Raw genomic sequence first — 23,385 nt, forward strand, 5'->3', positions numbered from 1 at the left:
AAAATTGATCAGGCAACAGGGCGCGGATTTCATCTGGAGCCCTCCCCATGACCACCGTACTTGAAAGTCTGATCAGCAACTTGATGGTTCCGACCATCCTCTTTTTCGTTCTTGGCCTGATTGCGGCCGCTGTCCGCAGTGACCTGTCTATTCCCGAAGGTGCTGCCAAATTTATGTCGCTGTACCTGCTTCTGGCCATCGGGTTCAAAGGCGGGCACAGCCTGTCAAAGCACGGGCTTCAACCGGACCTGTTCCTGGCCATCGGAGTCGGTCTTCTTCTCTCATTCCTAATTCCTTTCATCGCTTTCGCGCTTCTGAAAACGATGACGCAGCTTGATACGCTGAACGCAGCCGCCGTTGCAGGGCATTACGGCTCGATTTCGATTGTCACCTTTGTTGCGGCGTCCAGCCTGCTCGAACTGTCAGGCATCACCTTTGACGGCTACATGGTCGCCGTCGCCGCCGCGATGGAGGTGCCTGCGATCCTGTCCGCCCTATGGATCGCCCACAAATACGGGAAAGCCGACGAAACAGCGTCGGTCCCCATGCGCGAACTGTTGGTGAACGGGTCGATCGTTCTTCTGGTCGGGGCCTTCTTTATCGGTGCGGTGACCCGTGAAAACGGGATGGAGATGATCGCCCCATTCGTCGTCACGCCTTTCACCGGCATCCTGTGCCTGTTCCTTCTGGACATGGGCCTGAACGCGGGGCGCAGCCTGATGCGGAACAAACACATGCTGAGCGGTGGTCTCTTCGCATTCGGGGTGGTTATGCCCATGATCGGCGCCCTGCTGGCCTGCGTGTTGGGCATGATGATCGACCTCGGCACCGGAAGCCTGTTCCTGCTGATGGTTCTGTCGGCATCGGCCTCTTACATCGCGGTACCCGCGGCCATGCGGATCGCCCTGCCCCAAGCCGAAGCAGGCATCTACCTGACGCTGTCACTGGGCGTGACGTTCCCCTTCAACATCACAGTGGGTCTGCCACTGTATCTGTGGCTGGCGACCTTGGCGGCTTGATAATTTAGCGGGCCAGACCCATCGTCTGTTCCCGCAACCTTGCCACCAATTCACGCCCGCCTTTGGCCAGCGCCTGAATATCGGCGGGCGACATAGGCTGACCCACAATCGGGGCTTGCGGTTTGCCGCAGGCCCGCATCACTTCGTGGATCAACAGACCCTGACGGATGGTCGGCGAAATCGTATTCGCCATCTGGTACGCGCGCGAGTTCTGACCGGTGAACCGGATAGGCACCACAGTTGCGCCGGATCGCTGGATCATCTTGGCCGTGAACGGGTTCCAATCGCGTTCAATCACCGGACCGAACATCGTGTCGGACGAGGCCACCACGCCGGACGGGAATAGAACGATCAAACCATCCTGTTTCAGGTGATCCATAGCCCGCGCCCGCATCTCAAGGCTTTGTTCCCGCGCATTTTCTTCATGGGGAAACGGCACGGGGATCATGAATTGCTCGATCTCGGAGATACCTGTCAGTAGCGACCGCGTCAGGATTTTATAATCGGTGCGGACGCGGCCAATCAATTCTGCCAGAACCATTCCGTCAACCAACCCGTGGGGATGGTTCGCAACGACAATGACGGGGCCGGATTTCGGAATATTGGCCAGCTCATGGTCGGGCGTCTCAACCGCGATGTTCATCAATCCCAGCGCCTGCGCCCAGAATTTCTGACCCTCGGCAGGCCCCATCCGTTCAAACCGGCGCACGAGCCGCAGCAACGGGATCTTGCCCGTCGCCCACTCCATCGCGCGGATGGTGTTGGCTTTCCATGGGTTGGTGAATGTGTTCGCGTAGCTAAGGCGGCGCTTGTCATAAGGCGCGTTTTGCGTGGCGACCGTGACACCGACGCCTTCTGGCTCTGCGGTCCCGGTATCACGCACGGTCATCCTGACGACCGATCAGCAGGGTTCGCCGAAGCGGTCGGCAATCAATGTTTCGATGGCATCGGCCAACGGCTCTGCGTCGGCGCCGCTGGTTTCCACATCAACCGACGTGCCACGCGAGGCAGCCAGCATCAGCAAGCCCATAATGCTGTCGCCGGACGCGCTCATGCCGTCTTTGGAAACTTCGGCGCGGGCGTCAAAGCCTTCTACAACCTCGACCAGCTTGGCCGACGCACGGGCATGAAGACCTTTTTCATTCACAATCTTATGGGTACGGCGGATAGAGTCAGTCATACAGGCACTTTTTCTTGTTATATCAGGCTGTTTTGGCGGCAGCGTCCGATCCGTCGTCGGACTTGATATTGACGCTGTCGATGTACTTCCGACCGGCTTCAAGCGCTTGCCGAACCGCGTCTGGCACAGGAAGGTGCCGGCTTTTGGCAAGCTTGATCAACATGGGCAAATTGGCCCCGTATAGAATGCGGCGGTTGTCGGGCTGACAGGCCATCAGGCTCAGGTTCGACGGAGACCCGCCAAACATGTCTGTCACAACAACAACACCTTGCCCCTGATCTACGGCATCCGCCGCGAGACAGATTTCTTTTTGCTTGGTCGCACGATCACAGTCGGCCTCGATGGCGATCGATTGAATGCCCTGCTGCGTGCCTACGACATGCTCTACCGCCGCGAGGTATTCGCGCGCCAGACCACCGTGGGCCACAATAACAATACCAATCAAACCAGAGCGTCCTTTTGTTCAGTGGGTAGAGTGGACGACCTCCAATTCGCCCGCCTCTCGGCCTCCCTATGCCTAATTGACACCCGCCAGCCGGACTCCGCAAGAGCACGCGCAACGATTTCCGTTACGGCGACGGAACGGTGTTGCCCGCCGGTACACCCAAAGGCGACAGAAAAATGTGCTTTTCCCTCGTCGCGATAGGCTGGCAGCAGGAATTTCAGCATTTCCACCACACGAGTGCGGAATTCGTCGAACCGCCCGTCTTTGGCGATGTAGTCCACGACCTCGCTGTCCAGCCCCGTCATATGGCGCAGCGCCGGGTCCCAGTGGGGATTCGTCAGAAAGCGGCAGTCAAAAACCATATCGGCGCCTTGGGGCAGTCCGCGCTTGTAGGAAAAGGAATGCAACGACACCGCCAGCCCCGCGCCCGCACTGACATCAAAGCGATCTTGTAGCGTATCGCGCAGGTCATGCGGGCTAAGTTCGGTGGTGTCGATCAACGTGTCAGCCACATCGCGCACCGGTTCCAGCAAGGCCAGTTCCTGCTTGATGCCTTCGGAAGGCGAAGTATCGGGCGACAGCGGATGGCGACGGCGTGTTTCGGAATAGCGGCGCAGCAAAACGTTCTGCGCACAATCAAGGTAGATCAGCTCAAGCGACAGACCCGGATCACGCTTCAGCTTTTCGTACAGCTCTAGCAAGGCCTGAACCGAAAAATCGCGGTTCCGGACATCGATCCCCAAGGCCATCGGCTGTGACGCCACCAGACCGTCCAGAAGACGGGGCACAAGGCTTAGGGGGATGTTGTCGATGGTCTCAAAGCCGATGTCCTCGAGAACATGGATAGTCGTCGTCCGACCAGCTCCGGATGGGCCGGTGACAAGAACCACACTCTGGGGCGCTGCGTTCAAGATGTTACTCCTTACGACCCTGCTTAAGATATTGCAGGATCGCGGCTGCAAAAGAGGGCTGCGCGGATTTGTGAACGACTGGAACCGTAACGTCCAGCAAAACCACGCTGCGATGCGGCGGCAATCGGTCGGTTTCGGTTTGGTTCATGTCCACGGCCAGCACGATTTGGGAGCTGTCGACGGTGACGGCGTTCAGAATACCGATACCACGCGCTTCTATCATACCATGCAAATTGGGTGCCGTCCGCGCAATCAGGCTTTGGTCGCGGGTTTCCAGAACCACACGATCATCGCTGACCAGATCGGCCCCATAGCCCATCAGTTCAAGCGCCAGTCCGGACTTGCCACTGCCTGACGGACCCATAATCAAAACGCCGCGCCCGTTTAAGGACACGGCGGTTGCATGAATGATACTGGACCCTTCGTTCAGGGACATAACACTGCCCCCGACAGATCAGATCGGCAGACCAACAACAAAACGCGCACCCAGCGGTTCGGACGTCACGTCCGCTTCTGTCGGGCGGATGTTTTCGGCCCAGATCACGCCGCCATGGGCTTCGACAATCTGTTTCGAAATCGCCAGACCAAGGCCCGAGTTGTTGCCAAAATCGCCTTCTGGACGGTGCGAATAGAACCGTTTGAAGATCTTGGTCAGCGACTGCTCCGGAATGCCCGGACCTGTGTCTTCGACGACGACCAGAACGCGGTTATCACGGCGGCGGATCCAGACGCGGATCGCATCGCCGTCTTCGCAGAAACTGATGGCGTTGGTGATCAGGTTTACAAACACCTGCGCCAGACGCGCCTCAAGGCCGGTGATCGAAATCGGATGCGGCGGCAGGTCGGTGATGAATTCGATCCCCTTACGCTTGGCATCTTCGCCAAGGTACTGGGACAGGTTGTCGATCATTTCGAGCAGGTTGAACTCTTGCTCTTCTTCTTTGACCAGTTCGGAATCCAGACGCGACGCGTTCGAGATGTCGCTGACAAGACGGTCCAAGCGGCGCACGTCGTGTTCGATCACATCCAGAAGCTTGCCGCGCTGTTCATCCTTTTTGACGATCCGAAGCGACCCGATCGCGGAACGAAGGCTGGCCAGCGGGTTCTTGATTTCGTGGGCCACATCAGCAGCAAACTGTTCGTTGCTGTCGATCCGGTCATAAAGCGCCGACACCATCCCACGCAAAGCACCGGACAGACGGCCGATTTCATCAGGGCGCGCTGTGAGGTCAGGAATACGGATACGGCCCGGTGCCACGTTGCGTTTGTTGCGATCGCGGCCAATTTCGGCGGCATCGGCAAGATCGGAAATCGGATTGGCGATGGTCGACGCTAGCACAAGGCTAAGCGCGATGGACACAAGCGTCGCCACCACAAACATCTGCAGAACGCGTTCGCGTTCCAGACGGACCACCGTGTCGATCTCGCTTGCGATGGTCACAAAGCCTACGGTGCCCACGACCTTGCCGGCATGGCGGATCGGGGCGAGCGCGGTGAATTGCGTTTCACCATCCTCGGAATTGTCTTGAATGACGCGGGTCTGATTAACGTTGCCGTCTTCGATCAGACGACGCAGGCGGTCTTCTTCGTCAACGGGTTCATCGCCGGACAGAATGCTGAACAGTTCCGACACCGACCGCCAAAGCGTCATCAGGAAATCGGAAATCACCGTGGGCTTATCGCCCTGTTCGTCCTGAAGGATAGATTGGCTGGGTGTCATCGTTCCGGTGGTTTCACCGACCAAAAAATTCTGGTCGTCAAACACCAGAACCCGCGATCCCTGCCGCAGATCAAGATTGCCCAAAGTCACCTGAACATTGACCGCGCCTTCGTCCGCCAGCCTGACTTGGGTTTCGCCTTCAAGCTGAGCTTCGAACACGTCTGCGATCAGTTCGACCTCGGCCTCCATCGCCACAGCGCGCTGGATGGCCAGCGTGTCACGCGATGAATTCAGGTACAGGATGCCTGCGACCAGAACATTCAGAGCAATCAGGTTGAACGTGATAATCTTGCGCGTCAAAGGCGAACGGTTGAGCGAGAAAAGGCCGCGACGTGCGCGGCTTTCCCTAAGCTCACGTTCGACTGTGGAATCCGGCGCAACCCAATCGTCACCCAGAACCACATCATCCTCCCGCTTTTCAGCGGGTGAAGAGTCGCGCATATCCATTCCTTCAGCCAGCGACACGGCTTATTCTTCGTTGTAGCGATACCCGATGCCGTACAGTGTTTCGATTGCCGAAAACTCGTCATCAACAGTACGCATCTTTTTCCGCAAACGCTTGATATGGCTGTCGATTGTGCGGTCGTCGACATAAACCTGATCGTCGTAGGCCACATCCATCAGTTGGTCGCGGGACTTAACAAAACCGGGGCGCTGTGCCAGCGCCTGAAGCAGCAGGAATTCTGTCACAGTCAGCGACACGTCCTTGCCCTTCCACGTCACCGAGTGGCGCAGCGGGTCCATCGACAGGCTGCCGCGTACCATCAGCTTGGTTTCTTCGGTGTCACCAACGGTGTTGTTGGCAACCGCTTCCTGACGGCGCAGAAGCGCGCGGATGCGTTCAACCAACAGGCGCTGCGAGAACGGTTTCTTGACATAGTCATCCGCGCCCATACGCAGGCCCAGAACTTCGTCGATCTCATCGTCTTTGGATGTCAGGAAGATGACCGGCATCTTCGATTTCTGACGGACGCGCTGAAGCAAATCCATACCATCCATGCGCGGCATCTTAATGTCGAACACGGCCATGTCGGGCAGCTTTTTGTTGAATGCATCCAACGCTGCCTGACCATCGTTATATGTTTCTACCTCGAACCCTTCGGCTTCAAGAGTCATGGCGACTGACGTCAGAATATTCCTGTCGTCGTCCACCAGTGCGATCTTGGACATGGTGTTATCCTTGTACTGCTCACAATTTATATTTTGGGCATATTATGGGGGGAATTGGCCGGTGCAGCAATTCCAAAGTGCGAATCACCAGTTGAAACAGGATGAACGATGGTGCGATTTTTCTTGTGAATGGCGAAATTGCCGCACTGCCCTGCGACAGATCGGACATGATTGCGCTAAACTGGCGATGGTTGCGCTAACGGCCTTGGAGAGGTCTGTTCACATGTGAAATCATCGTGTTACAGGCCCCGCATCCAACGGCATGCAGGTCGTAGGAGCACGTAGTTGGCGTGCAAACAGTGACCGCCGCACCCTTCGCGGCTACAGGAGCATCGAAAATGACATTTGGACGCGTAAATCCGCAGTTCCGCCTTGAAGACCAGGGAATTGAGGGTCTTGGGAATGTCTATTACAACCTCATGGAGCCCGCGCTGATCGAGGCTGCCCTCGAACGCAAAGAGGGCACTCTGGGCAAAGGCGGCTCGTTTCTCGTGACAACCGGCGCCTTCACCGGCCGTTCCCCCAAAGACAAGCACGTCGTCAAAACCGACAGCGTTGCCGACAGCATCTGGTGGGACAACAACGCCGAAATGTCGCCCGAAGGCTTTGACGCGCTTTATGCCGACATGGTCGAGCATATGAAGGGTCGCGATTACTTTGTGCAGGATCTGGTTGGCGGCGCTGACCCGGCCCACGCCATCGACGTTCGCGTTGTCACAGAACTGGCATGGCACGGCCTGTTCATCCGCCACATGCTGCGCCGTCCTGACCGCGAAGACCTGAACAGCTTTGTTGCTGATTTCACCATCATCAACTGCCCGTCGTTCAAAGCGGACCCCGCCAAGCACGGCTGCCGTTCGGAAACAGTGATCGCGCTGAACTTCGACAAGAAGCTGATCCTGATCGCCAACACAGAATACGCCGGTGAGAACAAGAAATCCGTCTTCACCCTGCTGAACTACCTGCTGCCCGAAAAAGGCATCATGCCGATGCACTGCTCGGCCAACCACGCCGTGGGCAACCCTGTCGACACAGCCGTTTTCTTCGGCCTGTCCGGCACCGGCAAAACCACCCTGTCCGCTGACCCCGATCGCATCCTGATCGGCGATGACGAACACGGCTGGTCCGACCGTGGCACCTTCAACTTTGAAGGCGGCTGCTATGCGAAGACAATCAACCTGTCGCGCGAAGCCGAGCCGGAAATCTACGACACGACCGAAAAGTTCGGCACTGTCATCGAAAACATGGTCTTTGACCCCGAGACCAAAGACCTTGATTTCGAAGACGACAGCCTGACAGCCAACATGCGCTGCGCATACCCGCTGAACTACATCTCGAACGCGTCCAGCACAGCGCTGGGTGGCCACCCGAAGAACATCATCATGCTGACATGTGATGCCTTCGGCGTTCTGCCTCCGATCGCGCGTCTGACACCGGCGCAGGCGATGTACCACTTCCTGTCCGGCTTCACATCGAAGGTTGCGGGCACAGAACGCGGCGTGACCGAGCCCGAGCCCACATTCTCGACCTGCTTTGGCGCACCGTTTATGCCGCGTCGTCCGGAAGTCTACGGCAACCTGCTGCGCGAAAAGATCGCCAAGCACGGCGCAACCTGCTGGCTGGTGAACACCGGCTGGACCGGCGGCGCCTACGGCACAGGTTCGCGTATGCCGATCAAGGCAACACGTTCCCTGCTGACAGCGGCCCTGTCCGGCCAGCTGACCGAAGCCGAGTTCCGCAAGGACCCGAACTTCGGCTTTGACGTGCCGGTCGCAGTCGAAGGCGTTCCGCAGCTTCTGCTGGATCCGCGCAAGACATGGGACGACAAAGCCGCCTATGACGCGCAGGCCGCGAAACTGGTTCAGATGTTCGCTGATAACTTCGAACAGTATGTTCCGTTCATCGACGAAGACGTCAAAGCCGTCGCAATCGGCTGAACCGGCTGAAAACTATACAAAAGGCGCGCGGATTTTCGCGCGCCTTTTCTTTTGCGCGGGCCACTGGTTGACACATCGCACCACCTAACCACTTTTGGCCTATGACTTCGCTTCGCCTCATCACCGGGTTTTGCCTGACCCTGACCGCGCCTGCCGCTTGGGCCAGTGCGGAATACGATGCCTCTACGCTCTGGCTGGAACAGGGCGTGTTCTGTGCCGTTCCAATCGTCGATGAAATGCCCGCCCCCGGCACCGCCGCCGGCAAGATCGAACTGTTCGAAGGCATTCCGGAATTCCAGTGGGTCACCAACGAAGTGCCCGCAGTCGAAAACATCAGTTTCGGTATCAAAACCGAGGCACTGGATGGTCGCGTCTATGACAACGTCATCCTGACCCTAACCCACCCAGAATTTCGCGACAGCGGCATCAACGTCCAGCGCTACGTCACATCACTGGGTGGTGTCGGAACATCTATCAACGCCTACAGCTTTGACACACTGGAAGAGATGGAGCCGGGCATCTGGACCTTTTCCGCCACCCGCGATGGCGAACTTATTTACCGCGCATCGTTCCGCGTGGTGCCCCCTGCCCTGTCGCCCGAGATCGCGGCGGCTTGCGGCGGGCTTCCCTTGTCTTGAACGACACCTTGATCAGAAGAACGCGCGACGCAGCAGGTTCAGGCCTGCGATGAACAGCACGAACAGCGTGGCCTTTTTGAACGCTGCCTGATCGATCCGGTCCTGCACCATTCCGCCCAGCTTCATTCCCAGAACGGCAGGAATGATCATCGTCGCGGAAAACAGGCCCGTTGTCAGATTCAGCACGCCTGACGAAATATGCGCGAAGGTCAGGGCAAAGGCCCCGAGGCCATAGATCACGCCCTGCACCCGCATCTGTTCGCGCTTTTCCGTCCCCAAGGCTGTCAGATAGGCCACCGTGGGCGGACCCCAAACACCGGACATGCCGCCGATAAAGCCCGCAAAGGCCGCAATCGCAACCTCAAGCTTGCGGCCGGCCTTGGTGCCTTCGGGCAGCGTGCCCTTCCAGCCGAGGATTTGCGCCAAGGCAAAGGCCGTGATCGGCACACCGATGATGGCCAGCATAAGCGACACAGGGATCACCGTGACCAACTGCGCCGACAACAGCAGCATCACCAGCCCCACCAACAGGAAGATGCGGAACCGTTTCACCGATTCCCACGCCGCTGCTGGACCCTGCCGCAGCGACTGCATGCCGTTCGTTACAAAGGTGGGCAAAATCAGCGCAGCCAGCGCCAGTTCGGGGGCAATCACCGATCCCATGCCAGAAATCATGATCATCGGCATGGCGAATCCCACCACGCCCTTGACGATGCCCGCAAGCAACGCAAGTCCTAGACAAATAACGAATTCGGTCGGTGTGATAAGCGTCAGAAGCTGTTCCATGATGTATCGATAGCACTGCTTGTCATGCTGCACCGCAAAAATCGAACGGGTAATAATTGAACAATTGGTCGCATCCATTGGCATTATTGTTGCGCTGCAACTGCGAAAAGACTATATCCCGTTTATCGAAAAAGAGGATATGATTCATGGCGCATGACGGACAGGATCTGACGCTGAATGGTAGCACCGTGCTGCCCGATTTGCTGACACTGACCAAGGCTGCGGTCGCTCCGGCGGAAGCGGTCCTTGAAACAGCAAAAGCGCGCGTTCGCGACTTGGTTTCCAAAGACGGCCGCGTTTCCGCGCGTCTGGTCGAAGACAATCAGACAGCCGCACACGGCATCGCATGGCTCGCGACTTACGTTGAATCTCTGCGCCAGATGCAGAACTGGGCCGAAAAGCTTCAGGGTGAAGGCAACTTTGGCGACGTTGAACAGCTGATCCACCAGATCGCCTTTGGTGAATACCTTGCGCAGATCGCAGGCGGCATCCAGATGAACCAAGGCGAAATCGTTCGCCTGAACGATCTGGGCCTTTCGGTTGACGATCAATCCCCACTGCAGAACGACGCCGTTCAGACGCTGATCCAGACCGGCAACACACAAGACGCGCGCACACGCCTAGTTCAGCTGATGCAGGAACGCGCAGCGGAAACCACCGTGGGTAAAACAGGCCTTGATGAAGAGCTTGAGATGATCCGCGAACAGTTCCGTCGCTACGCGGTCGAAAAGGTCGAACCCTTTGCGCACGAATGGCACCTGAAAGACGAACTGATCCCGCTTGAGGTCATCGACGAGCTGGCGGAAATGGGCGTCTTCGGCCTGACCATCCCCGAAGAATACGGCGGCTTCGGTCTGTCCAAAGCATCCATGTGCGTCGTCTCGGAAGAACTGTCGCGCGGCTATATCGGCGTGGGTTCTTTGGGCACACGTTCGGAGATCGCGGCAGAACTGATCATCGCGGGCGGCACGGAAGAGCAGAAGCAGAAGTGGCTTCCGCAACTGGCCAGCGCCGAAACCCTGCCGACGGCTGTTTTCACCGAGCCGAACACAGGGTCCGACCTTGGCAGCCTGCGCACCCGCGCGGTCAAGGACGAAAACGGCGACTACAAGATCACTGGCAACAAGACATGGATCACCCACGCGGCACGTACCCATGTTATGACGCTGCTGGCACGGACCGATCCGGAGACATCGGATTACAAAGGTCTGTCGATGTTCCTGGCTGAAAAGACGCCGGGCACAGACGAAAACCCGTTCCCGACCGAAGGCATGACCGGCGGCGAGATCGAGGTTCTGGGCTACCGCGGCATGAAGGAATACGAACTGGGCTTCGACAACTTCCATGTGAAGGGCGAAAACCTGCTGGGTGGAGAAGAAGGCAAAGGCTTTAAACAGCTGATGGAAACCTTCGAATCCGCACGTATCCAGACAGCTGCACGCGCCATCGGTGTTGCACAGTCCGCGATGGACGTGTCGATCAAATACGCCGAAGACCGCAAACAGTTCGGCAAGTCGCTGATCGAATTCCCGCGCGTTTCGTCCAAGCTGGCGATGATGGCGGTGGAAATCATGATCGCGCGTCAGCTGACCTACTTCTCGGCCTTTGAGAAGGACGAAGGTCGCCGCTGTGACGTCGAGGCCGGTATGGCGAAACTGCTGGGTGCCCGTGTGGCGTGGGCCTGTGCCGATAACGGCCTGCAAATCCACGGCGGCAACGGCTTTGCGTTGGAATATACCATCAGCCGCATCCTGTGTGACGCACGTATCCTGAACATCTTTGAAGGTGCGGCGGAAATTCAGGCTCAGGTCATCGCGCGCCGCGTATTGGCAAGCTCGAACTGATCCAGTTCACTCTGTTCTGAAAAAGAAACGCGCCCAACTCGGGCGCGTTTTTCTTTTGGGGTGATTAGTCTGCCGGACAGGCCGCGCCCGTATCAATCCACGCCTGTACGATCTGGCCGAACGCCTCTTGGCTACCGGGTGCAGGTTCGCGCCCCGGACCCGGGTGCCAGCCCCAACCAACCAGACCATCCTCGGCCATATGTTCATGGATCGCAGCAAGGTCGCGGCCGCCGTTGCGTTCCAGGTCTTTCAACTGGGTACAGATGTCAGCACCACTTAGCCCAACCCAACCCATGGATTTCGGCGCAAGGTGCCACGGCTCATGCCCCGGAATGGACCCGTCGCCCGTAACGAACGCAACATTCTCGGTCCCATGACAGGTGCTGCACATCATCCCCTCAGCGCCAAAGCCCGCGTCGCCGCGCACCACGGGTGGCATGTGCGGACGCATGTCATCGCCCTGTGTCGGCTTGTCGCCCACCGGATGGCAGTTCAGGCAACGGGGATGTTCGATCACCTTCAGCATCTCTTCGAACAGCGCGACCGAGCGTTCGGTTTCATCCGGGATACGGTCAAACGATCCGACAGGTTGCAGGTCTTCGGCAGAAACCGAGCCGGCCCATAGGCACGCAACCGCGATGGAAACAGAGACCCGCATACCCCTACCCCTCAAGCGACTTGGCGGCGGCATGGATGGCCCTCCGGATACGCACATAGGTCGCACAGCGGCACAGGTTTCCGGCCATGGCGCGATCAATGTCCTCGTCTGTTGGCGTCGGGTTCAGGCGCAACAGCGCGGTCGCGCTCATGATCTGGCCGGACTGGCACCACCCGCACTGTGGCACGGCGATATCCACCCATGCCTCTTGCACGGCCTGCGCCTCAGGTCCTTCGACCGCTTCGATGGTCTCGATCTCGGCCCCGTCAACGCTTCCCAGCGGCGTGACGCATGACCGGCGTGGCGATCCGTCAACCATCACGGTGCAGGCCCCGCATTGCGCGACACCACACCCGAATTTGGTGCCGGTCATATTCAGCCCGTCGCGCAGAGCCCAAAGCAAGGGCGTATCATCCGTCATATCGACGGTCACATCCTGCCCATTTACCGTAAAAGTCGCCATACGCCCCCCAGACTGCGTTTGTTGATCACATAAAGCCGCAGCGTGACCAATCAACTGGTTCGGAAATACTATCCCCTTGGAACTTTGCTGCCAGCGTTTCGTTGGGTCACATTGAAATGCATGCAAAACCCCGAACAAGGGCAAGGACCCGCGCAGATCGCATTTATGTGCGTGACATCTGCTGGCGCAACAGCCGCAACAGCGCTAGATTCACCCTATAGTTTTTGACCGAAAGGCCAACGCGACCGTGTTACGCAAAACCTCATTTATGGCGTTGGCCTGTGCTCTGGCTTTCGCTGCGCCGACAGGCACCGCCATTGCGTTGGAAGATCTGGATTTCGCGGTAGACGCGCCTAGCCCCGAAAAAGAAGAAACGGTCAAAGCGGCCCTGCGCGCCGCATCCAACCTGCGCACAGCTGAAAACGAAGGCCGGACAGACGCGCAGGATTTGCTGGCCGCAGCCTTGGCCGATTACAGCGCACTGACACTGGCGCTTTATTCCGAGGGCTATTACGGCGGCGTGGTCAGTATTCTGATCGACGGTCAGGAAGCCTCGCAAATCCCGCTGTTGAAAGTGCCGCAAACCATCAACCGCGTCGAAATCCGCGTCAAATCGGGACCCAAGTTCGAATTCGACCGTGCCCGCATTGATCCGTTGGCAGGTGGCACCGACCTGCCTGAAGATTTTGCCAAGGGCCGAACCGCGCGATCCACGGTCATCACCGAAGCCGCCGACGCCGCCATCAGCGGCTGGCGCGACAAGGGCTATGCCAAAGCGCACATCGAACAAGACCGCGCCGTGGCGGATCATGCACGGGGTAAACTCTCTGTCGATATCGATATTGATCGGGGGCCTTTGGTCAGTTTTGGCGATCTGATCATTACCAAGCCCAGCTCCGTGCGGAACAACGCGCTCCGTCGTATCGCCGGTTTCCCGACAGGCGAGCGGTTCTCACCGGCCGAAGTTGAAACCGTCCTTGCCCGTTTGCGCAGAACCCGCGCGTTTTCATCGGTCACATTGACCGAGGCAGACACAGTCGATCCGGACGGCAGCATGGATATGAAGCTGGCTGTCACCGACCAGAAATCCCGCCGCATCGGGTTTGGCGCGGAATATTCGACGCAAGACGGCGCTGCACTGTCTGCCTTCTGGCTACACCGCAATTTCTATGGCGGGGCCGAACGACTACGCTTTGATGTGTCGATCAAGAACATTTCGACCGTCAGCAGTGGTATGGATTACAGCGTTTCGGGGCGCTTTGACGTGCCTGCGATCTATGGCGCAGACACACACGGATTTACGCTGATCGCGCTTGAACATCTGGACGAGCCGACCTTTGAAACCGACCGAGCCGAAGTGCGCTTTGGCTTTACCCGTCCTCTCAATGAGTATCTAAGCATCGAAAGCGGGATCGGCTTTGTCTGGTCCCACACGAACGATGACCTTGGCGAACGGGAATTCACGCTTGTGACCCTGCCGACAACCATCACCTGGGACAAACGCAACAATTCGCTGAACCCGCGACAGGGCCATTATGTGGCGTTGCAACTGACGCCCTACGCAGGCCTGAACGGCAGCCAGTCCGGCGGACGTCTTTACGCGGACGCGCGCGGGTACTTCGGCTACGGCGATGGTGACCCCACGGTTTTGGCGACACGATTGCAGCTGGGCTCCGTCGTCGGTTCCGACATCGAAGGCACGCCACCTGAATACCTGTTCCACTCGGGCGGCGGCGGCACTGTTCGCGGCCAGCCCTATCAATCATTGAACGTCGATTTGGGCAATGGCGACGAAACCGGTGGCCGGAGTTTCGCGGCCCTCTCGGTCGAACTGCGGCAGGACCTGACCGAAAATCTTGGCGTCGTGGCTTTTGCCGACGCAGGGTACGTTGGCGAAGGCAGCCAGTTCGACAATAACGGCGAATGGCATTCCGGTGCGGGCCTTGGCGTCCGGTATCAGACCGGTCTTGGACCCATCCGCTTTGACGTGGCCGGCCCGACAGGGGGCGAAACAAGCGACGGAGTGCAATTCTACATCGGGATTGGACAAGCGTTTTGAAGCGGTTTCTCGTATACACCACTGTCGGCGCGACCTTTCTGTTTCCCGCCATCGCCCCGTCGCAAGAAAGCGACGAAACCGCACAAGAGGCCGCAGACCGCGGCTATCTTGAGGCGCTGATCGAAGACAACCTGTCGAACGGCGACTTCGCCGTGGATATCGTCGATTTCCAAGGCGCGCTCAGTTCACGCGCGACGGTGGCCGAACTTCGGATTTCGGACGCGCAAGGCACATGGCTGACCTTGCGAGGTGTGGAACTGGACTGGAACCGCTCTGCCCTTTTGCGGGGGCAGCTGGATGTGACCGAACTCTCTGCCCAAGAGATCATCGTGCCACGCCTGCCCGGATCATCCAGCGACGCCCCCAGCCCCGAAGCCTCACCCTTTGCCCTACCAGAATTGCCCGTTGGCGTGCAGATCGGTCGTATTGCAGCGGAACGTGTTGAACTGGGCGAACCTATCCTTGGTCAGATCGCCATCCTCAGCGTCGAGGGCTCTGCGCAACTGGCGGAAGGCTCTGGCAACATATCGATCGCCGCGCAACGGCTTGACGGTGCCAGCGGCGCATTTGGGGTCGAAGGCAGTTTCGACAACGCGACGCGCATACTGGCGCTGGATGTGTCGCTGGAAGAGGGCGAAAACGGCATTGCGGCTTCGCTGCTTGGGTTGCCGGGCCAGCCATCTGTCGCATTGAACATCGATGGCGAAGGCCCGCTTTCGGACTTTACCGCAGACATCGGTCTGGCCACCGACGGACAGGACCGGATCAGTGGCACTGTGGCGCTTTTGGCCAATGACAACGGCGAACCTGGAACGTCGTTCACCGCCGATATTTCCGGCGATATACGCCCCCTGCTTGAACCTGAAAGCCGCGAGTTCTTTGGCGAAGACCTGTCGCTGAAAGTGGACGGCACGCGGTATCAAAGTGGTGCGCTGGATCTGATGGATCTGACGGTGACGTCAGATGCCATCAACATCTCTGGCTCCGCGGCCTTCGGCGAAGACCTGTGGCCCAGCCGCGTCGCGCTGACAGGGGATATCGCAGCACCGGAAGGCGGCAAGATTGAGCTGCCAATTCCGGGTGAAGTTACCCGACTGGATCGCGCCGATCTGGACATCCTTTACAACGCAGAAACCAGCGATGACTGGTCCGCCCGTATCGAGGTCGTGGGCCTTGACCGCCCTACCCTGTCCGCCCGCCTGCTGCGCATCGACGGTGCGGGTTCACTGTCACGGGGCGAAGGCACGGCGCTTGGGCAACTGGCGGGGACGTTCGATGTTCAAGCTGAAAATCTGGAATTCACGGACCCCAACCTGTCGCAAGCCGTTGGTACAGATGCCACCGGCCAGTTCGAAGTCAGCTATATCGAAGACTCGCCCTTCAAGATCAGCAACCTGACCCTGTCCGGCGCAGGAACCGAAGTTGCGGGTGATCTGGAATTTGACGGTTTGGGCGACGATCTGAACCTGATCATCTCGGGTGATCTGCAGGCCGATGTGGATGACATCAGCCGCTTTTCCGGCCTTGCCCAGCGCGAAGTTGCAGGCGCTGCTGACGTCCGCGTTGTCGGCAATATCGCCCCTCTGTCAGGTGGTTTTGACGCGCTGATCACCGGATCGACGCGCGATCTGATCGTCGGGATCGAACAACTGGACACTCTGGTCGCGGGGCAAACCGATCTGACACTTAGCGTTCTGCGCGATGAAAACGGGATCACGCTGCGCGATCTGACCACCGAAAGCTCGGCTGCGAAAATCGAAGCGAACGGCCTTCTGGCCAGCGACAACAGCGAAATCTCTTTCGACGCCCGCCTGACCGATCTGGGCGATGTTCTGGAAGGCGCGAATGGCGCGACCAGCCTAGCAGGTATGGCCACACAAACCGGCCCGCGCTGGGGCGTCGACCTGAAGGCACAGGCCCCCGGTCAAACGGCTGTGGATGCGACCCTTGGACTGCTGCTGATCGATGGCGAACCCTCTGATATTTCCGGCCAAGGCACGCTGTCCGCCAATGATCTGTCGGTCTGGTCGACAATCGCGAACCGCCCCCTTGGCGGCGGGATCGAAGCCACCGCCAACGGGCGCTACAGCCTGCCGACCGGTTATTTCAACGTCGCAGCGGATGGTGCTTTGAGCAGCCCCAAAACAGGCATTGCCGAAGCCGACCGCATTCTGGAAGGCCGCAGCACGTTCAAGATCGATACGATTATGGATGCGCTTGGCCTGACGGTTAGCGACTTTAACATCATCGCGCCGCGGGGTTCAGTTCAGGCCGATGGCCTGTACACCCCCGACGGTGATGGCAGCCGGATCACGTTCAAATCCGAACTGACGAACCTGAACGATATCTACCCCAACATGTCCGGCAGCGCCTATCTGAACGGCAACGCCACACAAAGCGGCGAGACGCTGGATTACATCGTACAGGGCGCAGGCCCTGGTGGATCAAAGATCGATGTCAGCGGTCAGGCCGAGATTGCAGATTTCAAACCGACGTCAGTCACGGCAGAGGGTGCAATCAACATCAATGATCTGTCGCCCCTGTCCGGCCTTGTCGGGCAATCCTTGGGCGGCGCGGCACAGCTTTCCGGCTCTGGCAGCGTGGATCTGACTGACGGGTCTTTTGCGACAAACGTCAGGGGCCAAACCGTCAACCTGCGCACCGGCATTGATGCGGTGAACAAGTTGATGCGCGGCACGGCTGATCTGACCGCTATTCTGGAACGTTCTGATACTGGCACGATCAGGATCGACACGCTGAACGTCGATGCGACCGAGTTTGATATTCAGGCGTCGGGCAGCAGCGATGACCAGAACGATGTCATCCGCTTTTCCGCCGATCTGCGGGATGTCGGGCTGTTCGCGCCTGACTTTAGTGGTCCGGCATCCGCAACAGGTACAGCGCGTCGCTCTGGCGAAACGCTTTTTGTTGATACGGTCCTGAATGCGGCTGGCGGCACCACCGCCACGATCAACGGCACCGTCGCGCAGGACGGCAGCACAGCGAACCTGACGATTGACGGCAATGCGCCTCTCGGGCTGGCGAACTTTGCGCTGACCCCGAACGTCGTATCCGGCACGGGCCGCTTTGATTTGCGCCTGAACGGGCCTTTGCAGCTGTCATCGCTAAGCGGGCGCATCGCCACTGAGAACGCAAGCCTTACTGTCCCGACCCAAGGGCTGGCGTTTGATCCGCTGACAGCAACGATCGATCTGAACGCAGGCCGTGCGCAGATCGACGTAGACGGCCGCTCGACCACCGGTGGGCGGATACAGGTGAATGGTCCCGTGTCACTGGAGGCACCCTTTAACGGCGATCTGAACATCCGTCTGCGCAGCCTCGGGTTCGAAGACCCGTCGCTTTATGCAACAACTGTCGAAGGCCGGCTAAATCTGAACGGTCCGCTGGCGTCGACGGCCCGCCTGTCGGGCACGGTCGATTTGGGGCAAACCGAACTGCGCGTTCCGTCGGGTGGTACCGGTTCAACTGCGCTGACCTTCCAATTGGCACATGTCAACGAACCCGCCGCGGTGCGCACGTCCCGCGCTAGGGCGGGTCTGCTTGACACGGCCGAGGCGAAACCTGAGGGCCTATTGGATTATCTGTTGGATGTGACAGTAAATGCCCTGTCGCGCATTTTCGTGCGTGGCCGCGGCCTGGATGCCGAACTGGGTGGTACGGTTCGTGTTGGCGGCAGTTTGAAGAACGTCACGCCGACTGGCCGCTTCGATCTGATCCGCGGTCGTCTGGATATCCTCGGTCAACGCCTGACGCTAAGCGAGGCCTCTATCGTCCTGCAGGGCGATCTTGATCCCTACCTGCAGGTGCGCGCCGATGCATCCCGTGCGGATACCGAAATTCAGGTCAACATCGTTGGGCCGGTGTCTGACCCCGAGGTGACCTTTACCTCGAACCCCGACCGCCCCGAGGAAGAGGTTCTGGCCCTGCTTCTGTTCGGTCGCGACCTAACCCAAATCTCGGGCCTGCAAGCGCTGCGCATCGCCGCCGCGCTGAATACGCTGGCCGGTCGCAGCGGCAATTCAATCATCGACAACATCCGGATGAGCACGGGCCTGGACGATCTGGATGTCCAGACCTCTGAGGACGGCACAACCGAGCTACAGTTGGGCAAGTACATCAATGATCGCACCTATACCGACGTGACGGTAGGCAGCGACGGAACATCCGAAATCAACCTGAACCTGACGGTGACGCCAAACATCACCGCCCGTGGCACTGTTGGCTCGGACGGGAATACCGGCGTGGGTGTGTATTTTGAAAAAGACTACTAGGCTTTGGACTGGCGGGCCAATTGGACCGCCAGAATGCCCGCCGCGATGATCGCAACCCCAATCACGTCCCAAAGACCAAGGTTTTCGTTCAGCAGAACCGCAGCAATCGCCACGCCGAAAAACGGGTTGAGGAAGTGGAAGGTCGCGGCCTTGACCGCGCCGATGCGATCCACCAGCAGGAACCACACCAAGGTGGCCAACACGCCCGGAACCAGTGTCGTGTAGGCAAAGGCCGCCAACAGGGTCCACGATGGTTCAAACGTCAGCGTCTCAAACGCCAGCGACGGCACGATCAGGGCGGCAGAGCCGACCAGCATCTGTAGGCCCACGATCATCATAACATTGCCACCAGCCGTCACGGATTTCACCGTCAACGTCGCCACAGCCAATGACGCCGCGCCGATCACACAGAGCGCCAGACCGATCAGATCGACCCCACCGGTCACACGCATCCCCATGATCAACAGAACGCCCGCGACACCGGCAAACAGGCCGATCACACCCATCAGGGGAAGGCGCTGACCAAGGAAGGCCCAGCCTGCAAAGGCCACGATCAGGGGCATGGTTGATGCGATGATGGCCGCCAGTGATGCCTCGACCGTTTGCATCGCGACAAAGTTCAGGCCCAGATAAAGCGCGTTCTGGCACAGACCGAAGATCACCACGCCGCGCCATTGCGACCTCGTCAGGTTCATATTCTGGCCCAGCGCGCGGGCTATGAGGATCGCCAGAACACCCGATATCAGAAAGCGCAGGGAAAGGGCCGCCAAGGGCGGGGCCGACATGACGATGATACGGGCCGAGGCAAAGGCCGACGACCACATCAAAGCAAAGGCCAGCCCCATAAAGATTGCGCGAATATCCATAAAGCCCTCTGCCCTGTGTTTCCGGCACCTGATCCGAAGGCCGGGTTAACGTCAAGGCAACCCCGCTATGTGCACAAATCGCGACTTGCATGGTTCTGCCCAGATATGGAGCGCCCAGAGAAGGCCAGGGGATATGCGATCACCGCTTTCCTTTGACCAACTCTCTGTCATGCTCGGATCAGAAATTTTGCCGCTGGAGCGCAAATATGATTCTGGATCCCGAGACCGACCTGAGCTTTTCTCTGACCCTAAACGCCCCTAGGGCCGTGATCTGGCAGTGCTGGACACAGCCACAGCACCTCAAAGAATTCTTCGTGCCCAAACCCCACTTTATTGAATCCTGCGATGTCGATCTTCGCGTGGGTGGACGGTTCAACACGGTCATGAATGTCGAGGGGAATTCGATGTCCAACGATGGCGTCTTTCTTGAGATTGTTCCGGACGAGAAACTTGTCTTTACCGACGCCTATCAAGAAGGTTGGAAGCCCGCCGCCGACCCGTTCATGACGGCAATCATCGAGCTCGCCGATACCGATGGCGGAACGCTTTACACCGTGACGGCGCGGCACCGATCTGCCGAAGCGTGCAAAGCGCATAAAGACATGGGGTTTTTCGACGGCTGGGGAACCGTGGCGCGCCAACTGGAAAGCTATGCGCAGACCCTGATCTGAACCCTGCACACTGCGTGACATTCTTAAATAAGAAAACACGCCGCGTTTTGATCCAACGCGGCGTGTCCAAAGATGTCTGACGATCTGTCGCTAGTGCGATTTAGTTGCGGCCTTTACCGTTGCCGCCACCGTTTCCACCGCCATTGCCGCCGCCGTTACCGTTGCCGCCGCCGTTGCCGCCGCCGTTTCCACCACCGTTGCCACCGCCACGGTTGCCTTTGTCGCCGCTGTCACGGCTTGTGGCACCGGCGTCACGCTCGGCTTTGCGTTCCGCGTTGCGGGCTTTGGCAGCCTCGCTATTGCCACCGGCGTTGTTGCCTGCACGCACTTCATCGAGGGTCACGATACCGTCGCCGTCCGCGTCAAATTTCAGCAGCGCGCGTGTCGCGTTGGGACCGAAGGCATGTGTCAGCTCTTCTTCGTCCAGTTCGCCGTCGTCATCTGTGTCGATCTCGTCGAACGTCAGCTGACCGTCGTCATTTGTATCCAGCTCTTCAGTCGGCGTCTGTTCCTCTGTCGGCGTCGGCTCTTCAGTTGTTTCTTGGGCAGAAACCGAAGTTGTTGCCAGTGCCAGACCCAAAATCAGTGCCGTCGTCGAAGTTGTAAATTTGAGCATGAGAACCCTCTTTAGATATCCAATTTTCCGTCTTCCGCACCGTCATCTTCAATTTTTGTGCCAAAATTAGGGCCAAACTGCGATTTTTCATTCAAAGGATCAGATGTGATGAACAATCAGACACATAGCTGTCGCATTTGCCTGCCCAAACCAAAAAGCCCCGCCTGACAGACAGGCGGGGAAGGTCGCGTCACGTAGGCGGCTACGGACGCGGGCGGTAAACTATTCTGTGTTTTCGGCTTAGTTCGGACGGTCTTCCATCTCGGCGCGGATCTGCTGGCGCAGGACGTCGATCGGAACGGTTTTGCCGTCTTTCTTGAAGTGCCAGTAGGTCCAGCCGTTGCACGACGGTGCGCCTTCCAGATGGGCGCCGACCTGATGGATCGACCCTTTGACATCCAGACCGACCAGAGTGCCGTCTGCACGCACCTTGGCGCTTTTGCCCGACGGGGACACAAGCGTTTCGCCCGGACGCAGCATGCCGCGTTCCACCAACTGACCGAACGGCACACGCGGCTCGGCGCGTTTTGCGCGGGTCACTTCCAGCGCGGCCTTGTCGAATTTGCGGATGTTCGCGATACGCTTTTCCGCGACTTCACGGTAGGCGGCTTCGCGTTCGATGCCGATCCAGTCACGGCCAAGCATTTTGGCGACGGCACCAGTTGTGCCTGTGCCAAAGAACGGGTCCAGAACCACATCACCGGGGTTGGTCGAACCAACCAGAACACGGTGCAGCAGGGATTCCGGCTTTTGCGTCGGGTGTGCCTTGTCGCCATTGGCGTCCTTCAGGCGTTCGCCACCGTTGCAAATCGGCAGAACCCAGTCGGAACGCATCTGGATGCCTTCGTTCAGGGATTTCAGCGCCTCATAGTTAAAGGTGTACTTGGCACCCTCAGATTTGGACGCCCAGATCATTGTTTCATGCGCGTTGGTGAAACGCTTACCGCGGAAGTTCGGCATCGGGTTCGACTTGCGCCAGACCACGTCGTTCAGGATCCAGTAACCTGCGTCCTGAAGCGCGGACCCCACGCGGAAAATGTTGTGATAAGAACCGATGACCCAGATCGCGCCATTCGGTTTCAGAAGACGACGGGCCGCCGACAGCCATTCGCGTGTGAACTCATCATAGGCGCCAAAACTCGAAAACTGGTCCCAGTGGTCATCTACGGCGTCAACGCGCGAGTTATCGGGGCGGTGAAGCTGCCCTTTCAGCTGAAGATTATACGGCGGATCTGCAAAAATCAGATCGACAGAATTCTCCGGCAGGGACCGCATTATATCAATGCAATCCCCCGATAGAATCGTGTTGAGAGGGAGCGCTTGCGCGCTCTTAATATCGGTCATCTTCGTCATACTCTGCCTCTGTCCCGTTGGCGCTTTTGCGCTCTGTGGTTGGGTACAATGGTGAGTCAAACGTGATTCGGGGTCAAATTCTTTTTTGAATCAGTAAGTTAGAAATTATTCTTGATACAAGATATTGTGTATCGGTTTGAAGCTACGTCTATGATGTGGGGTAACACCAAAATCTCGGAGCGCTTCTTTGTGGCTTTTTGACGGGTATCCCGCGTTCGAGTCCCAGCCATACTGCGGATAGTGTTGCGCCAAATCACACATCACCCTGTCGCGCCATATTTTGGCCACAATTGCAGCCGCCGAAATCGACACCGATTTGGCATCGCCCTTGATGATCGCGCTGGCGGGAATGGTCAGGTCTTTGGGGATCATATTGCCATCGACCAGCACATGCTCGGGCTGCTCGGGCAGCGCCGCAATCGCACGGCACATCGCCACGTGGCTGGCGCGCAAGATGTTGATTTCGTCGATTTCCTCGACCGTCGCCTCGCCGATCGCATAGCGGCAGTTCGCGGTGATCAGTTCGGACAATGCCGCCAGCTTTTTCTTGGACAGCGCTTTTGAATCGCGCAGGCCGTCGGGCAAGGTCGCCGGATCAAACAGAACAGCCGCCGCCACCACAGGCCCCGCCAACGGCCCGCGCCCGACCTCGTCCACACCGGCAATCAATTTGCACCCTTGAGAGATCAGCGCACGTTCATGGGAATCGTCAGGAATAGTCATGGTTGCTGGGATACCTGACAGGCATCGGTGCAAC

21 protein-coding genes are annotated in these 23,385 nt (G+C 58.5%); 7 read left to right on the plus strand and 14 right to left on the minus strand.

The window, feature by feature from the left end; genetic code table 11:
* The first annotated feature begins 47 nt into the window (after nt 1-47).
* Nucleotides 48-1,019 carry a sodium-dependent bicarbonate transport family permease gene (locus C4S59_RS10000; protein ID WP_103910372.1) on the plus strand — a complete coding sequence of 324 codons (972 nt, stop codon included), beginning with the start codon at nt 48-50 and terminating at the stop codon, nt 1,017-1,019.
* Between the two features lie 4 nt (nt 1,020-1,023).
* Here the strand turns inward: C4S59_RS10000 and C4S59_RS10005 are convergent, their stop codons facing one another.
* From C4S59_RS10005 to C4S59_RS10035, 7 genes are read right to left on the minus strand one after another with little or no spacing between them, the layout of a single operon-like run.
* On the minus strand, nt 1,024-1,908 hold the full coding sequence (locus C4S59_RS10005; RefSeq protein WP_103910373.1) for a lysophospholipid acyltransferase family protein: 885 nt from the start codon (nt 1,906-1,908) through the stop codon (nt 1,024-1,026).
* A 12-nt stretch (nt 1,909-1,920) separates the two neighbouring features.
* Complete coding sequence (locus tag C4S59_RS10010) at nt 1,921-2,199, minus strand: HPr family phosphocarrier protein (protein ID WP_103910374.1); 279 nt, start codon at nt 2,197-2,199, stop codon at nt 1,921-1,923.
* Nucleotides 2,200-2,221: 22 nt separating this feature from the next.
* Entirely contained in the window at nt 2,222-2,644 is a 423-nt protein-coding gene (locus C4S59_RS10015; RefSeq protein ID WP_103910375.1) for a PTS sugar transporter subunit IIA, read from the minus strand.
* A complete protein-coding gene (gene rapZ / locus C4S59_RS10020; protein WP_234994735.1) occupies nt 2,641-3,555 on the minus strand; it encodes an RNase adapter RapZ in 915 nt (304 codons plus the stop codon). The genes C4S59_RS10015 and rapZ overlap by 4 nt, the downstream gene beginning before the upstream one ends.
* A 4-nt stretch (nt 3,556-3,559) precedes the next feature.
* Nucleotides 3,560-3,991, minus strand: a complete 432-nt coding sequence (locus C4S59_RS10025; RefSeq protein ID WP_103910376.1) for an HPr kinase/phosphorylase — start codon at nt 3,989-3,991, stop codon at nt 3,560-3,562.
* 18 nt (nt 3,992-4,009) lie between these two features.
* Complete coding sequence (locus tag C4S59_RS10030; RefSeq protein WP_103910377.1) at nt 4,010-5,716, minus strand: sensor histidine kinase; 1,707 nt, start codon at nt 5,714-5,716, stop codon at nt 4,010-4,012.
* 27 nt (nt 5,717-5,743) lie between these two features.
* The gene (locus C4S59_RS10035) at nt 5,744-6,445 is read right to left on the minus strand and encodes a response regulator transcription factor (protein WP_103910378.1); all 702 of its coding nucleotides are present in this window, start codon (nt 6,443-6,445) and stop codon (nt 5,744-5,746) included.
* A 338-nt stretch (nt 6,446-6,783) separates the two neighbouring features.
* Between C4S59_RS10035 and C4S59_RS10040 the strand changes: the two genes are divergently transcribed.
* A complete protein-coding gene (locus C4S59_RS10040; RefSeq protein WP_103910379.1) occupies nt 6,784-8,382 on the plus strand; it encodes a phosphoenolpyruvate carboxykinase in 1,599 nt (532 codons plus the stop codon).
* 101 nt (nt 8,383-8,483) lie between these two features.
* Nucleotides 8,484-9,020, plus strand: a complete 537-nt coding sequence (locus C4S59_RS10045; RefSeq protein WP_103910380.1) for a DUF3859 domain-containing protein — start codon at nt 8,484-8,486, stop codon at nt 9,018-9,020.
* A gap of 12 nt (nt 9,021-9,032) precedes the next feature.
* Here C4S59_RS10045 and C4S59_RS10050 read toward each other — a convergent pair whose 3' ends face one another.
* Nucleotides 9,033-9,806: a sulfite exporter TauE/SafE family protein gene (locus C4S59_RS10050; protein ID WP_103910381.1), complete on the minus strand. Its 774-nt coding sequence runs from the start codon at nt 9,804-9,806 to the stop codon at nt 9,033-9,035.
* Between the two features lie 146 nt (nt 9,807-9,952).
* Here C4S59_RS10050 and C4S59_RS10055 point away from each other — a divergent pair, with 146 nt between their 5' ends.
* Nucleotides 9,953-11,650, plus strand: coding sequence for an acyl-CoA dehydrogenase family protein (locus C4S59_RS10055; protein ID WP_103910382.1), 1,698 nt, complete (start codon nt 9,953-9,955; stop codon nt 11,648-11,650).
* Between the two features lie 64 nt (nt 11,651-11,714).
* On the opposite strand, the gene C4S59_RS10060 is transcribed toward C4S59_RS10055, so the two are convergent.
* Nucleotides 11,715-12,308 carry an Isoquinoline 1-oxidoreductase subunit gene (locus tag C4S59_RS10060; RefSeq protein WP_103910383.1) on the minus strand — a complete coding sequence of 198 codons (594 nt, stop codon included), beginning with the start codon at nt 12,306-12,308 and terminating at the stop codon, nt 11,715-11,717.
* Nucleotides 12,309-12,312: 4 nt separating this feature from the next.
* Nucleotides 12,313-12,771, minus strand: coding sequence for a (2Fe-2S)-binding protein (locus C4S59_RS10065; protein ID WP_103910384.1), 459 nt, complete (start codon nt 12,769-12,771; stop codon nt 12,313-12,315).
* 247 nt (nt 12,772-13,018) lie between these two features.
* Here C4S59_RS10065 and C4S59_RS10070 point away from each other — a divergent pair, with 247 nt between their 5' ends.
* Together C4S59_RS10070 and C4S59_RS10075 are read left to right on the plus strand one after the other, a co-directional pair.
* Nucleotides 13,019-14,830, plus strand: coding sequence for an autotransporter assembly complex protein TamA (locus C4S59_RS10070; RefSeq protein WP_234994736.1), 1,812 nt, complete (start codon nt 13,019-13,021; stop codon nt 14,828-14,830).
* Nucleotides 14,827-19,122: a translocation/assembly module TamB domain-containing protein gene (locus tag C4S59_RS10075; RefSeq protein ID WP_103910386.1), complete on the plus strand. Its 4,296-nt coding sequence runs from the start codon at nt 14,827-14,829 to the stop codon at nt 19,120-19,122. The genes C4S59_RS10070 and C4S59_RS10075 overlap by 4 nt, the downstream gene beginning before the upstream one ends.
* Here C4S59_RS10075 and C4S59_RS10080 read toward each other — a convergent pair.
* Nucleotides 19,119-19,988, minus strand: coding sequence for a DMT family transporter (locus tag C4S59_RS10080; RefSeq protein ID WP_103910387.1), 870 nt, complete (start codon nt 19,986-19,988; stop codon nt 19,119-19,121). The genes C4S59_RS10075 and C4S59_RS10080 overlap by 4 nt on opposite strands.
* A gap of 206 nt (nt 19,989-20,194) precedes the next feature.
* Between C4S59_RS10080 and C4S59_RS10085 the strand changes: the two genes are divergently transcribed.
* Entirely contained in the window at nt 20,195-20,659 is a 465-nt protein-coding gene (locus C4S59_RS10085; RefSeq protein ID WP_103910388.1) for an SRPBCC family protein, read from the plus strand.
* A 100-nt stretch (nt 20,660-20,759) separates the two neighbouring features.
* On the opposite strand, the gene C4S59_RS10090 is transcribed toward C4S59_RS10085, so the two are convergent.
* The 3 genes from C4S59_RS10090 to C4S59_RS10100 all read right to left on the minus strand — a co-directional run bounded on the left by C4S59_RS10090 (nt 20,760) and on the right by C4S59_RS10100 (nt 23,351).
* Nucleotides 20,760-21,275, minus strand: coding sequence for a hypothetical protein (locus C4S59_RS10090; RefSeq protein WP_103910389.1), 516 nt, complete (start codon nt 21,273-21,275; stop codon nt 20,760-20,762).
* Between the two features lie 240 nt (nt 21,276-21,515).
* Nucleotides 21,516-22,628, minus strand: a complete 1,113-nt coding sequence (locus tag C4S59_RS10095; protein ID WP_103910390.1) for a site-specific DNA-methyltransferase — start codon at nt 22,626-22,628, stop codon at nt 21,516-21,518.
* A 105-nt stretch (nt 22,629-22,733) separates the two neighbouring features.
* Complete coding sequence (locus C4S59_RS10100; RefSeq protein WP_103910825.1) at nt 22,734-23,351, minus strand: ribonuclease HII; 618 nt, start codon at nt 23,349-23,351, stop codon at nt 22,734-22,736.
* Between the last annotated feature and the right edge of the window lie 34 nt (nt 23,352-23,385).

Source organism: Thalassococcus halodurans (genome assembly GCF_900108225.1).
In the GTDB taxonomy this organism is placed as follows: Bacteria; Pseudomonadota; Alphaproteobacteria; order Rhodobacterales; family Rhodobacteraceae; genus Thalassococcus; species Thalassococcus halodurans.

Coding starts and splice junctions, on each gene's coding strand:
- C4S59_RS10000 (WP_103910372.1), top strand. CDS start 48: ATGACCACCGTACTTGAAAGTCTGATCAGCAACTTGATGGTTCCGACC.
- C4S59_RS10005 (WP_103910373.1), bottom strand. CDS start 1,908: ATGACCGTGCGTGATACCGGGACCGCAGAGCCAGAAGGCGTCGGTGTC.
- C4S59_RS10010 (WP_103910374.1), bottom strand. CDS start 2,199: ATGACTGACTCTATCCGCCGTACCCATAAGATTGTGAATGAAAAAGGT.
- C4S59_RS10025 (WP_103910376.1), bottom strand. CDS start 3,991: ATGTCCCTGAACGAAGGGTCCAGTATCATTCATGCAACCGCCGTGTCC.
- C4S59_RS10030 (WP_103910377.1), bottom strand. CDS start 5,716: ATGCGCGACTCTTCACCCGCTGAAAAGCGGGAGGATGATGTGGTTCTG.
- C4S59_RS10035 (WP_103910378.1), bottom strand. CDS start 6,445: ATGTCCAAGATCGCACTGGTGGACGACGACAGGAATATTCTGACGTCA.
- C4S59_RS10040 (WP_103910379.1), top strand. CDS start 6,784: ATGACATTTGGACGCGTAAATCCGCAGTTCCGCCTTGAAGACCAGGGA.
- C4S59_RS10045 (WP_103910380.1), top strand. CDS start 8,484: ATGACTTCGCTTCGCCTCATCACCGGGTTTTGCCTGACCCTGACCGCG.
- C4S59_RS10050 (WP_103910381.1), bottom strand. CDS start 9,806: ATGGAACAGCTTCTGACGCTTATCACACCGACCGAATTCGTTATTTGT.
- C4S59_RS10055 (WP_103910382.1), top strand. CDS start 9,953: ATGGCGCATGACGGACAGGATCTGACGCTGAATGGTAGCACCGTGCTG.
- C4S59_RS10060 (WP_103910383.1), bottom strand. CDS start 12,308: ATGCGGGTCTCTGTTTCCATCGCGGTTGCGTGCCTATGGGCCGGCTCG.
- C4S59_RS10065 (WP_103910384.1), bottom strand. CDS start 12,771: ATGGCGACTTTTACGGTAAATGGGCAGGATGTGACCGTCGATATGACG.
- C4S59_RS10080 (WP_103910387.1), bottom strand. CDS start 19,988: ATGGATATTCGCGCAATCTTTATGGGGCTGGCCTTTGCTTTGATGTGG.
- C4S59_RS10085 (WP_103910388.1), top strand. CDS start 20,195: ATGATTCTGGATCCCGAGACCGACCTGAGCTTTTCTCTGACCCTAAAC.
- C4S59_RS10090 (WP_103910389.1), bottom strand. CDS start 21,275: ATGCTCAAATTTACAACTTCGACGACGGCACTGATTTTGGGTCTGGCA.
- C4S59_RS10095 (WP_103910390.1), bottom strand. CDS start 22,628: ATGACGAAGATGACCGATATTAAGAGCGCGCAAGCGCTCCCTCTCAAC.
- C4S59_RS10100 (WP_103910825.1), bottom strand. CDS start 23,351: ATGACTATTCCTGACGATTCCCATGAACGTGCGCTGATCTCTCAAGGG.